This is a genomic window from Clostridium sp. 19966 (genome assembly GCF_032335695.1).
Lineage (GTDB): Bacteria > Bacillota > Clostridia > Clostridiales > Clostridiaceae > JACTOJ01.
The window spans coordinates 214,174-235,209 of the sequence record NZ_JACTOJ010000005.1 but is presented as its reverse complement, the minus strand read 5'-3'; the positions used below and the strand labels follow the sequence as shown (position 1 = coordinate 235,209).

Below are 21,036 nucleotides of genomic sequence, written 5' to 3'. Positions count from 1 at the left end.
ATATTTTTATATAAAAAGGTAGTGGTTGCTTGTACAAATATGCTGGCGTGATTGTAAATAATGATGCTGTTGCGGTTGATAAACTATTTACATATGAGATACCTATGGAACTATGGGATAAAATAAGAATAGGGCATAGAGTTAAGGTGCCTTTTGGCATGGGTAACAAACTTATAGAAGGATTCGTACTTTCAATACATGAAGCAGAGAATAAGTTAAACAAAATTAAGGATATTAAAAGTATTGTAGACGAATTTCCACTTCTTACGGAAAATGATATCTCGCTCATAAACTTTATGAAAAAAAAATATTTGTGTTCTTATATAGACTGCATAAAGCTTATTATACCTATTGGCATTACTAAGGGCAACGGTCACAAATTTCAGCAGTTAATTTATATAGGAAGACCATTAGATGATAAATACAGCAAATCGCCATATATTGATATATACGATTTTATTAAAAGTAATCAAGCTATATATAGTAAAAATAAGCTTAGTAAGGAATTAGGGTTTTCATTAAGTTCCATAAACACTCTCATTAAATATGAATATTTATCTTTAGAGAAACAAGTGGTAAATAGATTTTCCAGAGAAGAATATGATAAATATAATTTTATCAGTCTTAATGAGGAACAAAAAAAAGCTTATGAAACTATAAAGGAAAGCAAAACAGGAGTATTCTTGCTGCATGGAATAACTGGCAGCGGAAAAACTGAAATATATCTTCAATTAGTTAAGGATATGCTTTCTCAAGAAAGAGATACTATAGTGCTTGTTCCTGAAATATCTCTTACACCACAGATGGTAGAAAGATTTAAAGGAAGATTTGGTGACAGCATAAGTGTATATCATAGTAAAATGTCAGATGGCGAACGTTATGACGAATGGATGAGAATAAAGAATGGTAAAACAAAAATAGTAATAGGAGCCCGATCAGCGATTTTTCTACCTTTTAAAAACATTGGCATGATTATTTTAGATGAAGAGCATGAAGGAAGCTATAAATCTGAAAATAGTCCTAAATATGACGCCAGAGAATTAGCTGAATTTATTGCTATGGATAGGAATTGCAAAGTGGTATATGGAACGGCTACTCCTTCAATAGAAAATTATACTCGAGCTAAAGTTGGAGAAGTAAATCTATTAGAGATTAAAAACAGAGTAGATGGTGCAAGACTTCCTGAGATAGCATTGGTAGATATGAGAGAAGAACTTATGGAAGGAAATAAATCCATATTCAGCAGAAGCCTGTTTTCAAATATGAAAGAAACCCTTGAAAAAGGAGAACAGGTAATATTATTTCTTAATAGAAGAGGTTTTTCTACCTTTGTTTCCTGCAGGAAATGCGGTTTTGTATATAAGTGCAATAATTGTGACATATCTCTAACCTATCATAGAAATGACGGATATCTCCACTGCCATTACTGCGGCTATAAGAGAAAGCTTGATTCAAAATGTCCTGAGTGCGGCAGCAAATATATAAAATATTTTGGAGTAGGTACGGAAAGAGTGGAGCAAGAGGTGAAAAAGTATTTTCCAAGCTATAAGGTGAGTAGAATGGATTTGGATACTACTAAGAAAAAAGATTCCTATATAAATATATATAAAGATTTTAAAAATGGGAAATCTCAGATTCTTATAGGAACCCAAATGATAGCCAAAGGCCTTGATTTCCCTAACGTTACTTTAGTTGGAGTACTTGCGGCGGACCTCACATTAAATATACCAGATTATAAGTCGGCAGAAAGAACTTTTCAGCTATTAACTCAGGTATCTGGAAGAGCAGGGCGAGGAGACAAAGCTGGAAAAGTTGTAGTGCAAACTTATACACCGGATCATTATAGTATATTGAGCTCAATAAACAATAATTATAATGAATTTTTTGAAAAAGAAATTTTAGTAAGAAAGAGTATGAATTATCCACCTTTTTCTGATATAATAAACATTAATTTAAATTCTGAAAATGAGACTCTTTTAATAAAAGTTATTAATGAATTAGCGGTTAATATTAAATCATTAATTCAAGAGGAAAAAGAGATTGATATGCTAGGTCCCTGTGCTTGCGCCATATCCAAAATCAAAGAGATGTATAGATGGCAGATAATTTTAAAAGGAAGATTCTCAGAGGAATTTAAAATAATCTTAAGGGATACAATTTATAATTATTTAAAAAACGTATATAATGAAATTAAATTAAATTTAGATATTAACCCTAATAGTCTAATATAAATATTTAAATGCATAAGGAGGACAAAAATGGCATTAAGAAATATAAGACAGGACAACGACGAAATTTTAAGAAAGAAAAGCAGAAAGGTAGAAGAGGTAAACGATAGAATTAAGACTCTTATTAAAGATATGTTTGAGACTATGTACGAGGCTGATGGTGTAGGACTTGCAGCTCCTCAGGTAGGCATACTTAAAAGATTGGCTGTTGTGGATGTAGGAGATGGACCATATGTATTTATTAATCCAGAAATATATGAAGCTGTTGGTTCTTGTGTGGATATAGAGGGATGTCTTAGTATTCCAGGTAAGCAGGGAGCAGTGGAAAGACCTGAAAAAATAAAAGTCAAAGCTCTTAACGAAAATGGAGAAGAGTTTGAATTGGAAGCAGAAGGATTTTTTGCTAGAGCAATTTGTCATGAAACAGATCACCTGGATGGAATATTATTTACTGATAAGCTTGTAGAAGGTGAGGAAGAGTAAATATGAATATTGTTTTTATGGGGACACCGGAATTTGCGGTGCCTACATTAAAAAAGCTAATAGAAAATTATAATGTTAAGGCTGTATTTACACAGCCTGACAGGCCTAAAGGAAGAGGGAAAAAACTAGCTTTTAGCGAAGTGAAACAAGTAGCTGTAGATGCAGGAATAAAAGTTATTCAACCAGAAAAGCTAAGGAAAGATGAAGAAAGCATAAAACTACTTAAAGAAATAAATCCTGATTTTATTATCGTAGTGGCTTATGGGCAAATTTTACCTAAGGAAGTATTAGATATACCTAAATATTATTGTATAAATCTACATGCTTCGCTGCTTCCTAAATATAGAGGTGCAGCTCCAATAAATTGGTGTATAATAAATGGAGAAAAAGTATCTGGCAACACAACTATGCTTATGGCCGAAGGGTTAGATACAGGAGATATATTAAAGCAAAGCAGTGTAGAAATAACTGAAAATATGACTTATGGAGAGCTTCACGATATTCTTAAGGAAGATGGGCCTCAGCTCATGGTAGATACTATAGAAGCATTAGTAAAAAATGAAATAGCACCTGAGAGACAGAAAGATGAATTAAGTTGTTATTCACCAATGATAAGCAAAGAAATGGCAAGAATAGACTGGAATAACGATGCAGAGTATATTAATAATAGAATAAGAGGCTTTAATCCTTGGCCTATAACTTTTACTAGCTATAAGAATTCAATTATGAAAGTTTATACTGCGGAGATACTAGGTATATGCAAGGAAGCACCTGGTACTATAGCCAAGGTTGACAAAGCAGGTATATTAGTAGCTGCAAAAGATAAATATCTTCTAATAAAAGAAATTCAATTTCCAGGAGGAAAAAGAATGAGAGTGGAAGATTACCTAAAAGGAAATACTATTGAAGAAGGTATTAAATTAGGTTAGTACATTTAAGAGGAGCATATTATGAACAGTAGAAAAACTGCAGTGGCTATATTGGAAGAGGTTTTTCAAAATAAAGCCTATTCCAATATAGCCCTTAAAACAACTTTAAACAAATATCAATTTGAGACAAATGACAGAGCACTTATAACAGAAATAGTGTATGGAACCATAAAGTATAAATATACTATAGATACTATATTAAGATATTTTATAAAAATTCCCTTCAAGAAAGTGGATAGTAATATATTGAATATATTAAGAATATCCATATATCAAATGAAATACTTAACAAAAATTCCTCAATATGCAGTGGTAAATGAAGCTGTAGATCTAGCCAAAAAGCATTCCCAAGGTTCTTCAAAATTTGTAAATGGAGTTCTAAGAAATTATCTAAGAAATACTGAAACTGATTTTTGTGCATCACAGGACGAAGTTGAAAGATTATGTTTTAAATATTCTTTTGAAAAGTGGATGGTGAAAAGCTTTATTAACCAATATGGCATAGAAAAAGCTGAGTATATATTGGCTGGACTTAATGAAACACCATATGTAAGCATAAGAATAAACACTTTAAAGACTAATTTAGAAGAAGTTACTTTAAAGCTAGAGAAGCTCGGATATAATTTAAAAGCAGGAAATTTATATAAGAACTCTTTAAATATAGTTAAAGGCAGCAGTATAGAAAATAATCCTCTTTTTAAGGAAGGGTTAATCACAGTACAGGACGAGAGCGCCATGCTGGCTGTGGACTGCATGGATATACAAAAAGGAATGAATCTTGGTGATTTATGTGCTGCTCCAGGAGGTAAAAGTACTCATATGAGCGAGATACTTAATAACACTGGTAACGTATCTTCTTTTGATATATACGAACACAAGGTAAAGCTTATAAAAAACAATGCTAAGAGGTTAGGGATAAGCAATCTAACAGCTGAAATAATGAATGCCGAAGAATTTTCTCCTCAATATGTAGACAGCTTTGATGCTCTTCTTGTGGATGTCCCTTGTTCTGGTCTTGGAATAATAAAAAAGAAACCTGAAATAAAATGGTTTAAGGACAAGAAAGATTTAGAAGATATATTAAAGGTACAAAAAAATATCTTAAATAATGCTTGTAAGTATGTTAAGGGAGGAGGTACACTGATATATTCTACTTGTACTTTAAATAAGAAAGAAAATGAAGAAACAATAATAAAATTTCTTAAAGATCATCCTAATTATGAATTGCAAAATATAGACTATGGATCAAGAGAGAATATACTCTATCCTTATAATGGCATGATAACAATTCTGCCTAACAAAGAAATGGATGGATTTTTTATATCAAAACTTAAAAGAAAAGCTTAGGAGATTGATATGATAAACATATTAGATTTAACTTTAGAAGAGCTTGAAACTTGGATTAAAGAAAGAAGACAAAGTACTTTTAGAGCAAAGCAGGTTTTTGATTGGCTTTATAAAGGTGTTTCAAGCTTTCAAGACATGAAAAATATTAATAATGAACTTAGGATGCTTTTGCAAAATAACTTCTACATAGGATTGCCTGATATAGTTGAAGCTCTTCACTCTGATTTGGATGATACTCGAAAACTTCTTCTAAAATATAAAGATGGAAATGTCATAGAAGCTGTTATTATGAAATATAAATATGGAAATACTATATGCATTTCTTCTCAGGTGGGATGTAGAATGGGGTGTAAATTTTGTGCTTCTACATTAAATGGAATGGTAAGAAACTTAACAGCAGGAGAAATGATTGGAGAAATAATAGCTGCATCTAAGTTAATAAATGAAAGAATATCTAATGTAGTCATAATGGGAAGTGGAGAACCCATGGATAACTATGATAACATAATTAAGTTTATTGAGCTTTCAAATTTTGAAAAGGGACTCAACATTGGTCAAAGGCATATAACAGTTTCAACTTGCGGATTGGTACCTAAAATATATGAGCTTGCAGATAATAAGTATCAGATAACTCTTGCTATATCTTTACATGCTCCTAATGATGATGTAAGAAAAATGACTATGCCGATAGCAAATAAGTATTCTATTGTTGACATTATGGATGCATGTAAATATTATATAAATATGACAGGACGAAGAATCACATTTGAATACGCGCTTATAAATGGTGTAAATGACAGTAAAAGTGATGCGCTGGAATTAAGCAGCCTAATTAAAGGAATGCTTTGTCATGTTAATTTAATACCAATGAATGAAGTTAAAGAAAGTAGTCTTAAAAAATCAAATGCAGAGAATATACAGTCATTTAAAAGCATACTGGAGAGAGAGGGGATACAAACAACTATACGAAGAGAATTAGGATCAGATATAAACGCTGCTTGTGGCCAGCTTAGGAAAAGTTATATTGAAAATCAATCTTCTAAATGAGTGGAGGTGAGTAGAATGATTGGTGCTTTATCTGATATAGGAAATAAACGTGAAACAAATGAGGATTATATATCGTATTATGAATGTGAAAATATAGGTATATATGTGGTAGCTGATGGTATGGGAGGTCACAATGCAGGAGAAATCGCTAGCAAGACCGCTGGTGATAAAATAATCGATTTTATAAAATCAAAACAAAAAATAGACGATATGGAAGTTGTCCTTATTGAGGCTATTAAAGAGGCTAATAAGGAAGTCTATGAAAGAGCCCAAGAAGATGAAGGACTAAACGGGATGGGGACAACTATTACAGCCTGCATAACGGATGGGAATGTATATATAATTGCTAATGTGGGTGACTCAAGTTGTTTTGTAATTAAAGACGGAATAATAAAAAAAGTTACGAAAGACCATTCTTTGGTTCAGCAATTAGTAGATGAGGGAAGCATAACAGAAGAAGAGGCTAAGACTCATCCTAATAAAAATATTATCACTAGAGCTCTGGGTACCTGTAAAGAAGTAGAGGTAGATACATTCAAAATAGATTGGGAAAACTTTGAGAGATTTGTTTTGTGTACAGATGGTCTAACCAACGAAGTTAACTATGAGGAAATTAATAAGATAGTTATAGAGAGTGATACTAGCTTACAAGCCTGCAGGTCTCTTGTGGAACTTGCTAAAGAAAGAGGCGGAACAGATAATATAACTGTTATGGTTATAGGAGGAGATAGATAATGATAGGAACCATATTGAATAACAGGTATGAGCTGTTAGAAAAAATAGGAGAAGGTGGCATGGCAGAGGTCTATAAAGCAAAATGCCATAAACTCAATAGATTTGATGCTGTTAAAATACTAAAAAAAGAATATGCCAATGACCCTTCTATTGTAGAAAAATTTAAAAGAGAAGCCACAGCTGTAGCTAATTTATCTGACAATAATATAGTAAATATATATGATGTAGGAACTCAGGGTGATATACATTACATTGTTATGGAGTATGTAAAAGGAAAAACTCTAAAGGATATAATAGTTGAAAATTTTCGATTAAGCCATGAGAGAGCTATAGATATATCTATTCAAATAGCAAGAGCTCTAGATTGTGCTCATAGGAATAATATAATACATAGAGATGTTAAGCCGCAGAATATATTGGTTACTGAAGAAGGCGTAGTAAAAGTAACTGATTTTGGTATAGCTAAAGCGTCCAGCAATGTAACAATAACTAATTCAAATAAAGTAATAGGTTCTGCGCACTATTTTTCTCCAGAACAGGCAAGAGGAAATTTTGTTGATGCCAGAACCGATATATATTCCTTAGGCATAGTTTTATATGAAATGCTTACTGGCAAGGTACCCTTTGATGGTGAGAGCCCAGTTAGTATAGCATTAAAACATATTCAAGATACACCTGCTTTGCCTAAAAGCATAAACCCATCAATACCAGATAGTTTAAATAATCTTGTAATGAAGGCTATAGATAAGGATGCTAACAATAGATACCAGTCTTCAAGAGATATGATTAATGATCTTTTAAGAATACAGAAGGATTTAAATTATGAGGTTATTCCTAAAAAAGTAGAAGAAGAATTTACTAGAGTCATGGATGCTGTAAATGTAACTCCAGAAAAAAATGATGAAAATCCTGAGGAAAATAAGAATAAAAATAAGGTTTCTGATGATTATAATTACGGTGAGGATAAAGTTAGTAAGAAAACAAAGAGAATAATCATAGGAGTTCTCGTATGTATTTTGGCATTAGCTCTTGGCGGTACTGCAGCATTTTTATTGAAGGGATCAAGCAGCAGCAATAATACAAGCAGCTCCAGCGGACAAATTTCAGTGCCTGACGTAGTAGGAAAAACTGAGGATGAAGCGAAAGATATAATAGATAAAGCACACCTTAAGTTTGTTGAGGCTGAAAAAGTTGCTAATGATAAACCTGCAGGCACTGTTATACAGACCTATCCTCCAGCAGGGACCAAAGTAGAAGCAAATCATGAAATAAGGGTAAGCATAAGTACCGGCCCTGGAAAAACTACTGTACCTAATGTAGAAAATGAAGATGAAGCTACAGCTACTCAACAGCTTAAGGACGCAGGTTTTAATCCAAAATCAGCTTATGATTATAGCGATACAGTAGATGCTGGAAATGTAATGAAGCAGAGCCCAGATGCTGATAGTGAGGCTAATCCTGGAGATACTGTTACTATAACTGTAAGTAAAGGAAAGAAAATTGAGTATGCAATAGTCCCTTATGTTAAAGGAATGAATGTGGCTAATGCTCAAAATGCATTATCGGCTCAGGGATTAAAGCTTGGAAATCAGACTACGGTGGCTACTACAGATCAAAGTCAGGATGGACTTATAGCAACTCAATCTGTGGATTCAGGTACAAAGCTTGAAAAGGGCAAGAGTGTGGATGTGACAGTTAATAAATTTACTCCAAGCTATGTGCCAGGAGTAGTTGGTCAGAATATTGACACTGCTAAAGCTACATTAACTAATGCAGGCTTTAAAGTAGGAAATGTATCTACAACTACCACAACGGATAATAGTCAGAATAATATAGTTGCAAAGCAAACTCCTACAGGTGGAAGTCAGGCTAATAGTGGAGCTACAGTAGATTTGGTATATTATACTTATCAAGCACCACAGCAGCAGACTCAAGAACTTACTTATGTAGAGGGTATGGATTTAGCATCTGCTGAGCAAACACTAAAGAATGATAATTTTCAAATTGGACTTGAAACTGAAATTGCTGTGATTCCAGGAAAACAACCTGGCACAGTAGCAAAAGCTATACAAAGAGCAGGAAGTAAGATTGTAGATATATTTTACTATAAGAAACAACAGTAAACAATTGCAAGGAGGAAACATGATAGGAACTATCATAAAGGGAATAGGCGGTTTCTACTATATAAAAACATCAACGGATGTAATAGAATGTAAGGCTAGGGGTAAGTTCAGACATAATGAACTTACTCCTTTAGTTGGCGATAAGGTAGAAATTGAGGTAAATAACAACAAGGGAGTAATAGAAAAGATATATGAAAGAAGCTCGGAGCTTATAAGGCCTAATGTAGCTAATGTAACTCAAGCTTATGTAGTCTTTTCCATTAAACATCCAGATCTTAATTTCGATTTGCTAAATAAATTTTTAGTAATGTGTGAAAGAAAAAATCTGAAAATAATGATAGGCATTAATAAATCTGATTTAGCCAATGAAGAGGAAATCAAAGAGGTAGAGGAGTTTTTTAGGCAAAGCGGATATAAGTATATATTTATACAAGCTAAGTCAGGAATTGGTTTAGAGGAGCTTATAGATAATTTAAAGGATAATGTTACAGTACTTTGCGGTCCATCCGGAGCAGGAAAATCTACTCTCATTAATAAATTTGTAGGTATGAATCATATGGAAACAGGTGAAGTAAGTGATAAGATTCGAAGAGGAAAACATACTACAAGACACAGTGAACTCATAGAGGTAGAGCATGGGTTTATTGTTGATACTCCAGGATTTTCTTCCTTGGATATTAAAGGTATACCAAAAGAAGAGCTTCAATACTGCTTCCCTGAGTTTAATAGAGTACAGGAAACTTGCAAATTTACTAGCTGTATCCACAATAAAGAACCACATTGTGCTATAAAAGCTGCTGTGGAAGAAGGTATAATCAGCAAGCAAAGATATGAAAGTTATATAGCTATGTTAAGCGAAATTATGAATGCAAGACAACAATATACGTAAAGAGGCAAAAAAATGAAAGTACTTATAGTATCAGCAGGAAATAGACCTTGTAAGAAATTAATTGAAGAAGAGGCTATGGATTCGGATTATATAATAGGCGTGGATAAAGGAAATGAGTATCTATACGAAAGCAATATGATCCCTAATCTAATGCTGGGAGATTTTGATTCCATAGATGAAGAAAAGCTAAATAATTATATTAAAAATAATAATGTATATATAAGATATCCAGCAGAAAAAGATTATACAGATACAGAATTAGCAGTCATAAAATCTATAGAACTAGGGGCAAAAGCTGTAACTATTTTAGGGTGCATAGGCACTAGAATGGATCATACTCTAGGAAACATAGGGCTCTTATATCGTTACTTAGAAAAAAATATAGAAGCCTGTATAATAGATGAAAATAATAAAATATTTATGATTAACAAGGGAATCACTCTTAAACCTTCAAACTTCAAGTATTTTTCTTTAGTGGCTTTTGGAGGAATGGTTAAAGGCTTGAGCATTAAAAATGCTAAATATGATTTGAATAATCATGATTTGTTTCCTTATAGTACAATAACTATTTCCAATGAATTTAAGGATAAAGATGTAAGAATAGATTTTGAGACTGGAACTATAATTGTAGCTTTTACCAAAGATTAAAAATGGCTTGTCCGTTTTTAATTTTTTTGTCACGAAATAGATTTTTCATAATATAATAATTATAGAACAATGATAGGATGTATGGCTCATGTGGAGATTAAATTGTAGATTAAGAAGAAAAGTAGGTCTCATTACCACATGTGTAGGAGTAGGTGTATTAATGGCAGTTATAATCCCCATATGGGGCTGGATAGCTGCAGGTGGAATTGCACTTATATACTGTGGGTGGCAATTGATGTCACGCCGTCATTAGTATTTTTTTAGGAGGTACTATGAAAATAGTAGCAGTAAAGCTTCCCAAATTTTTATCTTCAATATTAAAATTTTTTCTCAGAAAATGACCTATGACAATTAAGAAGTGACATAAGCTAACATATATGGATAAACCACTTCATACTTAATTTATGAAAAAGCAATAAGTTTTCTAGCTTTCTTTTATAAATCGGGTAAAAAAGTGGTTTATTCATACCAAATAAATATAAGTTAATTGAAAACTCAACACTAAAGTAGATCCAAAAATAAAAAAATGCAATCATTAAAATTGCATTTTTTTATTCTTATACTGCACGTTGAACCTTTCCGGAACGTAAGCATCTAGTACAAACATGAACAGTCTTTGGAGTTCCATCTACTACAGCTTTAACTTTTCTTATATTTGGAGTCCATGTTCTCTTTGATTGACGGTGTGAATGGCTATATTGTACTCCGAAAACAACACCTTTGTTGCAAATTTCACATTTTCTTGACATTGAAAACACCTCCTTATTAGCCTCAAGAAACATACTTCCATTTCAAACAAATATTATTTTAGCATACAATGTATAATTTATGCAAGTAAAATATAAAATTAATAGTGAAACAGTATTTTTTAACTGTATGGGTTTATATTCAATATATAATTGACTTGAATATATCTATCAATTAATATAAAATAGACTATATCATGTAATATAAATAACATAATTTATTATTACTGTTAAATCGTTGATAATAATGATATTTAACTTAGAATCGTTTATATAAGGAGGAAGTTTAATGATTAGTATTTCTAATGAAAATGGCTTACTTAGCTATTCAGAGGATGTAATTGGAAATATTGTAGGCTTATCAACTATGGAATGCTACGGAGTAGTTGGTATGGCTTCCAAGAGCGCAAAGGATGGAATTTGGGAAACAATAAAAGGAGAAAACCTTAGTAAGGGAGTTAAAATTGCTTATAAGGAAAACGAACTTGCTATTGAACTTTTTGTTATAGTTCAATATGGTACCAAGATATCTGTTATTGCAAATAATATAATACAAAAAATAAAATATAATGTTGAAAATCATACAGGAATAAAAGTATCATCTGTTACAGTAAATGTTCAAGGTGTAAGAGTCTAAGGGGGAGGACATAATGAGTTTAGTTAAAATTGATGGTGAAAATTTTTATAATATGATGATAAATGCAGGTAATAGCCTTGAGGATCAAATGGAGTATGTAAACTCCTTGAATGTTTTTCCTGTACCAGATGGTGATACCGGAACAAATATGTCTATGACTCTCAGAAGTGCTGTAGATGAAATAAAGGATATGAAAGATAAAAGCTTAAATGACATATCTAAAGCTTTAGCTAAAGGCGCACTGATGGGTGCAAGAGGCAACTCAGGAGTTATACTATCTCAGATATTAAGAGGAATTGCCAAAGGATTAGAAAATAAGACAGAAGTTAATGCTAAAGAATTTGCAGAGAGTCTTATGGAAGGCTCTATAAGCGCTTACAAGGCTGTAATGCGTCCTACAGAAGGAACTATTCTAACAATAGTAAGAGCTGCGGGAGAGAGTGCTGTAGGAAGTGAAGAAGAAGATATAATAAAACTTATGGGAGAGGTTTGTAATCATGCTAGAGTCATGCTTAACAAAACTCCAGATATGCTTCCTGTTCTAAAAAAGGCTAAGGTAGTTGATGCAGGTGGAATGGGACTTCTTGTTATATTAACTGGAATGCTTGAAGCTTTAAAAGGAAATATAAGTGCAGATGCAGGGAAAGGCACAAAGGCTTCTAATGTAAATAGTTCTGCTCAGCAATCTATAAATATTGAAGATATTAAGTTTGGATATTGTACAGAATTTATGGTGCTTTCAGCAAAAACTACTAGTGAAGAATTCAGAAGCAAGATAGAATCTTTTGGAGACTCTATAATTGTTGTAGGATATGAGGATGTAATTAAAGTTCATATACATACTAATGAGCCTGGAACTGTGCTGCAAAAAGCTTTATCTGCAGGAGAGCTTACAAAGATAAAAATTGAAAATATGAGAGAACAGCACAGACATCTTTTAGTGGAAGACGCTGAAGTTGAAGCTGCATCAGAAGAACATGAAGAAGTTCAGGAATTAAAGAAATATGGTTTTATTTCAGTTGCTATGGGAGATGGAATAAGCAGTATTTTTAAAGACTTGGGCGTGGATGTAGTTATTGAAGGTGGTCAAACTATGAACCCTAGCACTCAAGATATTTTGGCAGCAGTAAACAGCATAAATGCAGAAAACATTTTCGTTTTGCCGAATAATAAAAATATAATTATGGCAGCTAAACAGGCGGCTGAAATAAGTGAAAAAAATGTAATAGTAATAGAATCTAAATCTATACCTCAAGGAGTGACTGCTTTAACTGAATTTAATGCTGATGCTGAGTGCAGTGAAAATAGCGAAAAAATGGCAGAATCTATGACTAGAGTTACTACAGCATCTGTTACATATGCTGTGAGAGATACAGAAATGGATGGAGTAAACATAAAAGAAGGCGACATTTTAGGAATTGTAGAAGGCAAAATATCCGAAGTAGGCAATGATATATATGAAATGTGTAATAGGCTCATAGATAAATCTGTTAATGAAGATAGCGAGCTTATAACAATTTTTTATGGAAAAGATTGCGAAGAAGAAAAGGTAAATAAATTGCTTGAAAAATTAGAAGCGCAATATTCTGATATAGATGTACAAATGTATCAGGGCAACCAGCCTCTCTATTATTTCATTGCAGCTATAGAATAAATAAAAAAGCCTTCGGGCTTTTTTATTTATGACTAGTTTTATGATTAATTATTATTTTGGAGTTGATGATGGTAGTGGATTTAAATAGTGGTATAGAGAACCTTAAAGGTGTAGGTCCAAGGTTAAAAGAAGCCTTCAATAAATTAGATATCTATACCATTAAGGATTTAATGCTTTATTATCCTGAAAACTACGAATTTTCAGGTAACAATAAAGAAGAGATACAGCAAGGGATAACCATATTGGATTGCATATTTATAGGATTTGATTCTGATAAAATCACTAAAACTGGTAAGAAAATGACAACTTTAATCTTCAAACATGAAGATGTACTTATATATGCACAATGGTTCAATCAGCCTTATATGAAAAGTAAATTTAAAGAAGGTGAGAGCTATAGACTTTATGGCAAGCTTTCTTATTTTGGATCTAAAAAAATTATATCCAATCCCAAAACTATACATGAGAATAATTTTGTTCAAGATATTATGCCAAGGTATTCGGCCAACAAGAGCATATCATCTATAGTCATTTTAAAGTTTGTTAGACAAATACTATCACAAGTAAAAATTAATGAAAATCTTCCAGAAGAGTTAGTAAATAAATTTAGATTGCTTCCACTAGATGATGCAATTCATAATATACACATTCCTAAGGATGACTTTAGTCTTAAAGCTTCAATATATAGGTTAAAATTTCAAGAACTTTTTATATATTCTTTAAAGGTTCTTATGATTAAAAATTATAATAAGACAAAAGCTTTGGGAATACCTTTTAAAATATGTAAGGAACTTACCACATTTAGGGATAGTTTGCCTTTTCAGCTCACGAATGCTCAGAGAAGAGCTATTAGGGAAATATTATTAGATCAAAAAAGCATATATCCTATGAACAGATTACTACAAGGAGATGTAGGCAGTGGAAAAACTGTTATAGCATTAATAGCACTTTTAAATGTGCTGAAAAATGGATACCAAGGGGTAATGCTAGCGCCTACAGCGGTATTAGCTAAGCAGCATTATGAAGAAGCTTGCAAATATTTTGAAAACTATGGAGTTAAAATAGAATTATTAACAGGAAGCATAACAAATAAAAAAAAGGAAGATATAAAAAAGAAGCTGCAGGAAGGAACTTTAGATTTAATAATAGGAACTCATGCCTTATTGGAGGATAATGTAGAGTTTAAAAGGTTGGGTATGGTAGTTACAGATGAACAGCATAGGTTCGGAGTTCATCAGAGAGCTAAAATTATGAATAAAGGTGAGAATATAGATATGCTAGTTATGAGTGCTACACCTATCCCTAGGACATTATCTTTATTTCTATATGGAGATATGGATATATCAATAATAGATGAACTTCCAAAAGGAAGAAAGAGTATAAAAACAATTTTAATAAACGATAATAAGAGAGCTGAAGCTTATAAATTTATTAAAGAACAAATAGATGCAGGAAGACAGGCTTATGTAGTATGCCCATTAATAGAGGAAAATCAAGAATTACCTCTAAAGTCAGCGGAAATATTATACGAAGAACTAAAAAAAGAATATTTTATTAAGGATTCAATTTCAATTTTACACGGAAAAATGAAAAATGCCGACAAAGATAGCATAATGCAAGCTTTTAAGGCTGGTGAAATAAAAGTATTGATTTCTACAACTGTTATAGAAGTAGGAATAAATGTACCAAATGCTTCTGTTATGTTAATAGAGAATGCGGAAAGATTCGGGCTTGCTCAATTACACCAATTGAGAGGAAGAGTTGGAAGAGGAGAGTACGAATCTTATTGCATACTTATTTCTGAATCCAAAAACAATATTACTAAAAAAAGAATGAAGATAATGACAGAAAATACAGATGGGTTCAAAATAGCAGAGGAAGATATGAAAATTAGAGGGACTGGTGACATATTTGGAATAAAACAGAGCGGTGATATGACAGAACTCGCTATAGCTGATATATATGAAGATGCTGAAATACTTAAAGTAGCTAATCAGGAAGCAAGAAATATATTAGAGCATAGAGAGAAGCATATAAAGCTATTATCAGATGTTTATGATAGTATTGCAGAAGACACGAAATACATATGTCTTAATTAGGTTTTTTATCAAATGATATAAATAAAACAAAGATTAATTGTATATGTAAAAGCTATATGGTAAAATATCAAATATGGCATTGTTTGTTACCAATTTAAATATAGTGACATTAATAAATATTCAGGAGGAAAATAAATGAGAGTTATTGCTGGCATTGCAAAGGGTAGGAATTTATTACCCCCTGAAGGCATGCAGACCAGACCTACTCTAGATAGAGTAAAAGAAGCTATGTTTAATATAATTCAAAATAAGGTACCTTTTAGCAGAGCATTAGATGTTTTTGCGGGAACAGGAAGCCTAGGTCTAGAAGCTGTAAGCAGAGGGGCTAAAAGCTGTATACTCGTAGATAAGCATTCAGGAACCTTTAGCCTGCTTAAGAAAAATGTGACTAATTTGGGCTTTGAAGATAAATGCAGATGCCTTAATATGGATTCATATGATGTTCTAAATTTTTTAGGTAAAGAAGGAGAAAAATTAGATTTAATATTTATAGATCCTCCATATCTTAAAAATATGATTCCAAAGGCTATAGAATTAGTTTTTAACAATGGTTTATTAAATTATGATGGACTGATTGTTACTAAGATTGATTCTACAGAAGAAATTTATGAGGGGTATCTTAACCTTAAATTAATTAATTATAGAAAATATGGTCATACAATAGTTTGCTTTTATAAATATTTTATAGAAGAGTAACATTAGGAGGACAAAATGAAAGTTGCAGTTTATCCAGGAAGCTTTGACCCAGTAACCAATGGACACAAAGATATCATTAAGAGAGCTTCTAAGGTGTTTGATGAAGTAATAGTTGCCGTTCTTATAAATCCGGATAAAAAAGGATTATTTAGTATCGAGGAAAGGGTTGAACTTATTAAGAGAGTTGTACAGCCGTATTCCAATGTTAAAGTTGAAAGCTTTAGCGGATTACTTACTAGTTTTATGAGGAAAAAAGAGTGTAAAGTAATAATAAGAGGTCTTAGAGCTTTGTCTGACTTTGAGTATGAATTCCAAACTGCTCTTATGAACAATAAGCTTGATTCCAGCATTGAAACCATGTTTATGATGACTAATGCTAAATATTCCTATTTAAGCTCTTCTTCAGTTAAACAGGTAGCTATGTTCGGAGGGTGCATAAAAGGACTTGTTCCTGACGAAATAATAGATGATATCATAAAAAAAATTAATAGCAAGTAGGAGGGTTATAAATGGACGTTCTCCAGTTATTGGAATATCTTCAGGATATATTAGAAAATGCATCTAAGGTTCCTATGACAGGTAAAGTTCTAGTAGATAAAAATGAAGTGGTTGACATAATTGATCAAATAGTGAATTATCTTCCAGATGAATTCAAAAAAGCACAGTGGGTGATTTCTGAAAAAGAGAGAATATTATCAGAAGCAAATAAAGAGTACGAAGATGTTAAAAAGCAGACCATGGACATGCTTAGAAAACAAGTTGAAAATCATGATATTACCAAAGAGGCTACCATAAAATCTCAAGAAATAATATCTCAGGCACAGAGGGATGCAAAAGCTATTAGATTAGGAGCTAGAGATTATGCTGATGAAATATTGTGCCAATTAGATAATGAAATTCAAGAGAAGATAAAAACCATGATGGGAAGTATGAAAGAAAATATTGAAGGGTTTATGAAGAGCATAGCAGATAGTTCTGCCAGCACTTCTAACACCATAAGGGATAATGTAAAGGAATTAAGAAATATGAAATAACCTTTTCATCCTAAATAGCAGCATAGGTATAATCAGAATCAATAATGGCAGTATGTATAATGGAGAAATGCTATTAGTTTTTTCTGCATAAAATGTTGAGAGAGTACTGTAGCTTTCAAAGCTAAAGAATAGTATTGAAAAAACCATAGATGATATGCATCCCTGCAATAATTTTCTTCTTATATATTTTTTTATTGAAATATTTTGGTACTTACACAGAAAAGAATATACCTGTGATAAGATTGATAGTCCACCAAAGCTCATGAGAAAGCTAATAATAACTCCTTTAGTATATAGAGGAATGGATAGTTCAGAAAGCAATTTGCAGCCATTGGTTATTTCGATTAATCCTAAGCATAATGAATAAATTATATTGCTGAAAATACTATTGCCAAACACATGGTATAATAGATATCTTGATGCAAAACTGTTTTTTAGTGTGTCAATTATAACGGAAAAAAATATTATATATCCGCCTATAGAAAGAGAACTTTTAATAGAACCCTCTATGCTTTCTTTAAGCACTATACCTATATTTAACGAAGATTTATCTTCGTTATTATTTTTTTTAAAGGAGTTTTCTGATCTAAAATTATGATTTTTGTTGTTTATTGGTAATATTAAAGACATAATTATGCAAGTCATGTAACTTGTGGCTAGAAGTAAATAACCTATAATATTACTATTAAGCATGGATATACCTACCGTGCCAACTATAAATACTGGACTAGCATTGCTGGCGATATTTATTAATCTCTCAAAAGTATTAAAGTCTATAATTTTTTTATCATAAAGTTCAGAGCTGTATTTTGCTCCAAGAGGGTATCCGCATAATGCGCTTATAATAAGTACAAGGCTGCAAGATGCCGGCAACCTAAGTGGGGCACAAAGCGGTTTTCCTATAATTTTAGCATATATGTTAATTCCGTTATATTTTATTAATATATTGCAGATTATAAGAAATGCGAATAATGAAGGAAAAACAGATACAAAAAACATTTTAGTACCAGATATGGTGGAATTAATACAAGTTTTAGGAAGAGCTATAAAATATATTATAAAGAAAGTACATATAAAAATAATTATTCTATTGATGTTTAATGACTTTGATAAATACAAGACTAATATAATAATGGCGATAATTAAGCAAATTAGTATAGCTAACATAAATCCTCCTTAATTTTATTTATCTAGTTATATATAATTAAGGAGAAAATTATTTATTACAACTTTTAAGATTTATTATATCATTTAGTAAATTATTGGACTTTTTAAATAATCTTCATTATATTTTATTGAGTTATTTACTACGCTATAGGCCTTTGTACTAAGTATATCAAGGTTCAACATAGGAGATAATATATTTTTAGGAACTTTATTAATAATATTTATATTAGTATTTTGTTTTAATTTTTTTAATATTTCTGCACCCTTAGTGTTAAGTCCAAGCACTCTTATGTAATCAATATCTGAATTAATTATTTTTTGTATATCAAAGGTTTCAAAACCTATGAAATATTGATGAAGGAGCCTGCTTATCCTAGTATAAGTATATCTTTTGGTTTTTGTATTATTTATTAATTCTGCTAAAGATGCTGAATTAACTAGACTTGAATAAATTCTGTTATCTAAACCTTCGCTGCAATCGGGTAAATTTTTTATTGTAGGATACTTTTCTGTAAGCATCTTGTATTTAATAAAATCAAAGATTTTTTCTGAAAATGCAAAATCATAGTCTTTATTTATAAGTTCTCTAATCATATTCAAACTTACTTTTGTTAGGTATGGTTCTACTTCTTTCACATTCTTATTCTTTATATATTTTCTAATAGCTGTGGCACTTGAAAAGGTTTTTTGTATTTCTTCACTGTTGTAGTCACTGCCTATTCTCTCTATGGTATAAGGGGTTATATTTGATGAACTCCTTATAAGGCTCTTGCAATATTCTATACCTAATATGTTATTAGAAGATTTTAATACATTGGATAAGTCATCATCAATAAGGTTTTCATTATTTGATAAATAATGAAAAAGAGATTTTTCACGTGCTGAAGGAAAAGACATTCCATAAGATAAATTTTTTTTCAAGTTAACTTTAAATTCCTCTGGCTCACTATGCAGTATATAAGCAATTTTTTTTAGTTTATTTACATTTCCGGATTCGCTCCCAAAGCACAAATAATTTACTACAGATAGTTTATTTAATATTTTTATAGCGCCCATAGCAAACAGTTCTGCACTTGCTAAGGAGTATATGCATGGAAGTTCTATTACTAAATCTATACCTTCATTTAAAGACATTTCTGCTCTATGCCATTTGTCTATTATAGCAGGTTCGCCTCTTTGTACAAAATTACCGCTCATTATGCAGATAACAGCATCACATTGAGTAATTTCTTTTGTCTTTTCTATATGATATTTGTGACCTGCATGAAGAGGATTATATTCACTAACTATAGCGGATATTCGCATTAAAACATCTCCTATATACATATTAATTATTAAAATTACTGATATTATATAATATACATTTATAAATACAATATTGTAAAGCGTATTAAAAATAGATTTTTTAAAGTATTATTCAAATAAAAGAACATTAATAATTTTCTGAATTAAAAAACATTGTCTCTTTCAAAGTATTTTATTAATTTTTGTTGAAAAATATACGATATGAGGAGTATATTTATATATGTGCAGAAGTTTTGAAAGGAGATATGAACATGGAATTAATGAAAAAGATTTGGCAATTAGCACAACAAGATATAAAAAAGATAGTGCTGCCAGAGGGAGATGAAGAGAGGACTCTTCTTGCTTGTGAAAAAATAGTTAAAAATGGACTTGCAAAATTAACATTAGTAGGCAGCAGAGAAAGCATATTAAATAAATCAAAGGAAATAGGCGCTAATATCGAAGGCGTAGAAATTGTGGATCCTGCTGACAGTGAATACACTGAAATTTTTGCGAATGAATTTTATGAATTAAGAAAAAATAAAGGCATGACTATAGAGAAAGCTGATAAGATAGTTAGAGATCCTTTATACTTTGGTACTATGATGGCTAAGCTTGGATATGCAGACGGCATGGTTTCTGGAGCAGTTCATACTACTGGAGATCTTTTAAGACCAGGTCTTCAAATAATAAAAACAGCACCAGGAGTTTCTGTAGTATCCAGCTTTTTTATAATGATGGTTCCAGATTGTCAATTTGGTGAGGAAGGTTTATTAGTGTTTTCAGATTGTGCAGTTAATCCTTCTCCTAATGAAGATCAATTAGCTTCCATAGCTATTGCTACAGCTGAGACAGCTAGAAGTTTATGTGGAATTGAAGAACCAAAGGTAGCTATGCTTTCCTTCTCAACCATGGGAAGTGCAGATCACGAGGTGGTTACTAAAGTTAGAAATGCTACTGAAATAGCTAAACAAAAGAGACCCGATTTATTAATAGATGGTGAACTTCAGTTAGATGCTGCGATAGTAAGAAAGGTTGCTGATCAAAAGGCTCCTAACAGTAAGGTAGCTGGAGGCGCTAATGTACTTATATTCCCTGACTTACAGGCTGGAAACATAGGATATAAACTTGTTCAGCGTTTTGCTAAAGCTGAGGCTATTGGACCAATATGTCAAGGCTTTGCTAGACCTATCAACGATTTATCAAGAGGATGCAGCTCAGATGATATAGTTAATGTTGTTGCTGTTACTGCTGTTCAAGCTCAAAAAAATATTTAACATAATGAGGTGA

Annotated in this window: 20 protein-coding genes; 17 read left to right on the top strand and 3 right to left on the bottom strand. The window is 31.7% G+C overall.

Going from position 1 to position 21,036, the window contains the following annotated elements; all coding sequences use genetic code 11:
* Positions 1–29 precede the first annotated feature (29 nt).
* From priA to IAI10_RS07365, 10 genes are all read left to right on the top strand, one after another.
* Entirely contained in the window at positions 30–2,231 is a 2,202-nt protein-coding gene (gene priA / locus IAI10_RS07410; protein ID WP_315672655.1) for a primosomal protein N', read from the top strand.
* Between the two features lie 27 nt (positions 2,232–2,258).
* Positions 2,259–2,711: a peptide deformylase gene (gene def, locus IAI10_RS07405; protein ID WP_315672654.1), complete on the top strand. Its 453-nt coding sequence runs from the start codon at positions 2,259–2,261 to the stop codon at positions 2,709–2,711.
* A 2-nt stretch (positions 2,712–2,713) separates the two neighbouring features.
* Positions 2,714–3,640, top strand: coding sequence for a methionyl-tRNA formyltransferase (fmt, locus tag IAI10_RS07400; RefSeq protein WP_315672653.1), 927 nt, complete (start codon positions 2,714–2,716; stop codon positions 3,638–3,640).
* An 18-nt stretch (positions 3,641–3,658) separates the two neighbouring features.
* Positions 3,659–4,987: a 16S rRNA (cytosine(967)-C(5))-methyltransferase RsmB gene (gene rsmB / locus IAI10_RS07395; protein ID WP_315672687.1), complete on the top strand. Its 1,329-nt coding sequence runs from the start codon at positions 3,659–3,661 to the stop codon at positions 4,985–4,987.
* A gap of 9 nt (positions 4,988–4,996) precedes the next feature.
* Positions 4,997–6,034, top strand: a complete 1,038-nt coding sequence (gene rlmN, locus IAI10_RS07390; protein ID WP_315672652.1) for a 23S rRNA (adenine(2503)-C(2))-methyltransferase RlmN — start codon at positions 4,997–4,999, stop codon at positions 6,032–6,034.
* 15 nt (positions 6,035–6,049) lie between these two features.
* Positions 6,050–6,769, top strand: coding sequence for a Stp1/IreP family PP2C-type Ser/Thr phosphatase (locus IAI10_RS07385; RefSeq protein WP_315672651.1), 720 nt, complete (start codon positions 6,050–6,052; stop codon positions 6,767–6,769).
* Positions 6,769–8,892 (top strand): Stk1 family PASTA domain-containing Ser/Thr kinase, encoded by a 2,124-nt coding sequence (pknB, locus tag IAI10_RS07380; protein ID WP_315672650.1) that lies wholly within the window; start codon positions 6,769–6,771, stop codon positions 8,890–8,892. Before IAI10_RS07385 ends, pknB begins: the two co-directional genes overlap by 1 nt.
* A gap of 19 nt (positions 8,893–8,911) precedes the next feature.
* Positions 8,912–9,781, top strand: coding sequence for a ribosome small subunit-dependent GTPase A (gene rsgA / locus IAI10_RS07375; RefSeq protein ID WP_315672649.1), 870 nt, complete (start codon positions 8,912–8,914; stop codon positions 9,779–9,781).
* A 12-nt stretch (positions 9,782–9,793) separates the two neighbouring features.
* A complete protein-coding gene (locus IAI10_RS07370) occupies positions 9,794–10,429 on the top strand; it encodes a thiamine diphosphokinase (RefSeq protein WP_315672648.1) in 636 nt (211 codons plus the stop codon).
* Positions 10,430–10,517: 88 nt separating this feature from the next.
* Positions 10,518–10,682 (top strand): hypothetical protein, encoded by a 165-nt coding sequence (locus IAI10_RS07365; protein ID WP_315672647.1) that lies wholly within the window; start codon positions 10,518–10,520, stop codon positions 10,680–10,682.
* A 304-nt stretch (positions 10,683–10,986) separates the two neighbouring features.
* Here IAI10_RS07365 and rpmB read toward each other — a convergent pair whose 3' ends face one another.
* Positions 10,987–11,178, bottom strand: coding sequence for a 50S ribosomal protein L28 (rpmB, locus tag IAI10_RS07360; protein WP_315672646.1), 192 nt, complete (start codon positions 11,176–11,178; stop codon positions 10,987–10,989).
* Positions 11,179–11,464: 286 nt separating this feature from the next.
* Here rpmB and IAI10_RS07355 point away from each other — a divergent pair, with 286 nt between their 5' ends.
* The 6 genes from IAI10_RS07355 to IAI10_RS07330 all read left to right on the top strand — a co-directional run bounded on the left by IAI10_RS07355 (position 11,465) and on the right by IAI10_RS07330 (position 17,295).
* A complete protein-coding gene (locus tag IAI10_RS07355) occupies positions 11,465–11,812 on the top strand; it encodes an Asp23/Gls24 family envelope stress response protein (RefSeq protein WP_315672645.1) in 348 nt (115 codons plus the stop codon).
* A 13-nt stretch (positions 11,813–11,825) separates the two neighbouring features.
* Positions 11,826–13,466, top strand: a complete 1,641-nt coding sequence (locus IAI10_RS07350) for a DAK2 domain-containing protein (RefSeq protein ID WP_315672644.1) — start codon at positions 11,826–11,828, stop codon at positions 13,464–13,466.
* 74 nt (positions 13,467–13,540) lie between these two features.
* Positions 13,541–15,565, top strand: a complete 2,025-nt coding sequence (gene recG / locus IAI10_RS07345) for an ATP-dependent DNA helicase RecG (RefSeq protein ID WP_315672686.1) — start codon at positions 13,541–13,543, stop codon at positions 15,563–15,565.
* A gap of 135 nt (positions 15,566–15,700) precedes the next feature.
* Positions 15,701–16,261: a 16S rRNA (guanine(966)-N(2))-methyltransferase RsmD gene (rsmD, locus tag IAI10_RS07340; RefSeq protein ID WP_315672643.1), complete on the top strand. Its 561-nt coding sequence runs from the start codon at positions 15,701–15,703 to the stop codon at positions 16,259–16,261.
* A 15-nt stretch (positions 16,262–16,276) separates the two neighbouring features.
* Positions 16,277–16,759 carry a pantetheine-phosphate adenylyltransferase gene (coaD, locus tag IAI10_RS07335; protein WP_315672642.1) on the top strand — a complete coding sequence of 161 codons (483 nt, stop codon included), beginning with the start codon at positions 16,277–16,279 and terminating at the stop codon, positions 16,757–16,759.
* 11 nt (positions 16,760–16,770) lie between these two features.
* On the top strand, positions 16,771–17,295 hold the full coding sequence (locus tag IAI10_RS07330) for an ATPase (RefSeq protein WP_315672641.1): 525 nt from the start codon (positions 16,771–16,773) through the stop codon (positions 17,293–17,295).
* Here IAI10_RS07330 and ylbJ read toward each other — a convergent pair.
* Entirely contained in the window at positions 17,278–18,462 is a 1,185-nt protein-coding gene (ylbJ, locus tag IAI10_RS07325) for a sporulation integral membrane protein YlbJ (RefSeq protein WP_315672640.1), read from the bottom strand. The two genes, IAI10_RS07330 and ylbJ, sit on opposite strands and share 18 nt — an antisense overlap.
* Before the next feature lie 84 nt (positions 18,463–18,546).
* Positions 18,547–19,767 (bottom strand): nucleotidyltransferase, encoded by a 1,221-nt coding sequence (locus tag IAI10_RS07320; RefSeq protein WP_315672639.1) that lies wholly within the window; start codon positions 19,765–19,767, stop codon positions 18,547–18,549.
* Positions 19,768–20,018: 251 nt separating this feature from the next.
* Here IAI10_RS07320 and pta point away from each other — a divergent pair, with 251 nt between their 5' ends.
* Positions 20,019–21,023: a phosphate acetyltransferase gene (gene pta, locus IAI10_RS07315; RefSeq protein WP_315672638.1), complete on the top strand. Its 1,005-nt coding sequence runs from the start codon at positions 20,019–20,021 to the stop codon at positions 21,021–21,023.
* Positions 21,024–21,036 lie beyond the last annotated feature (13 nt).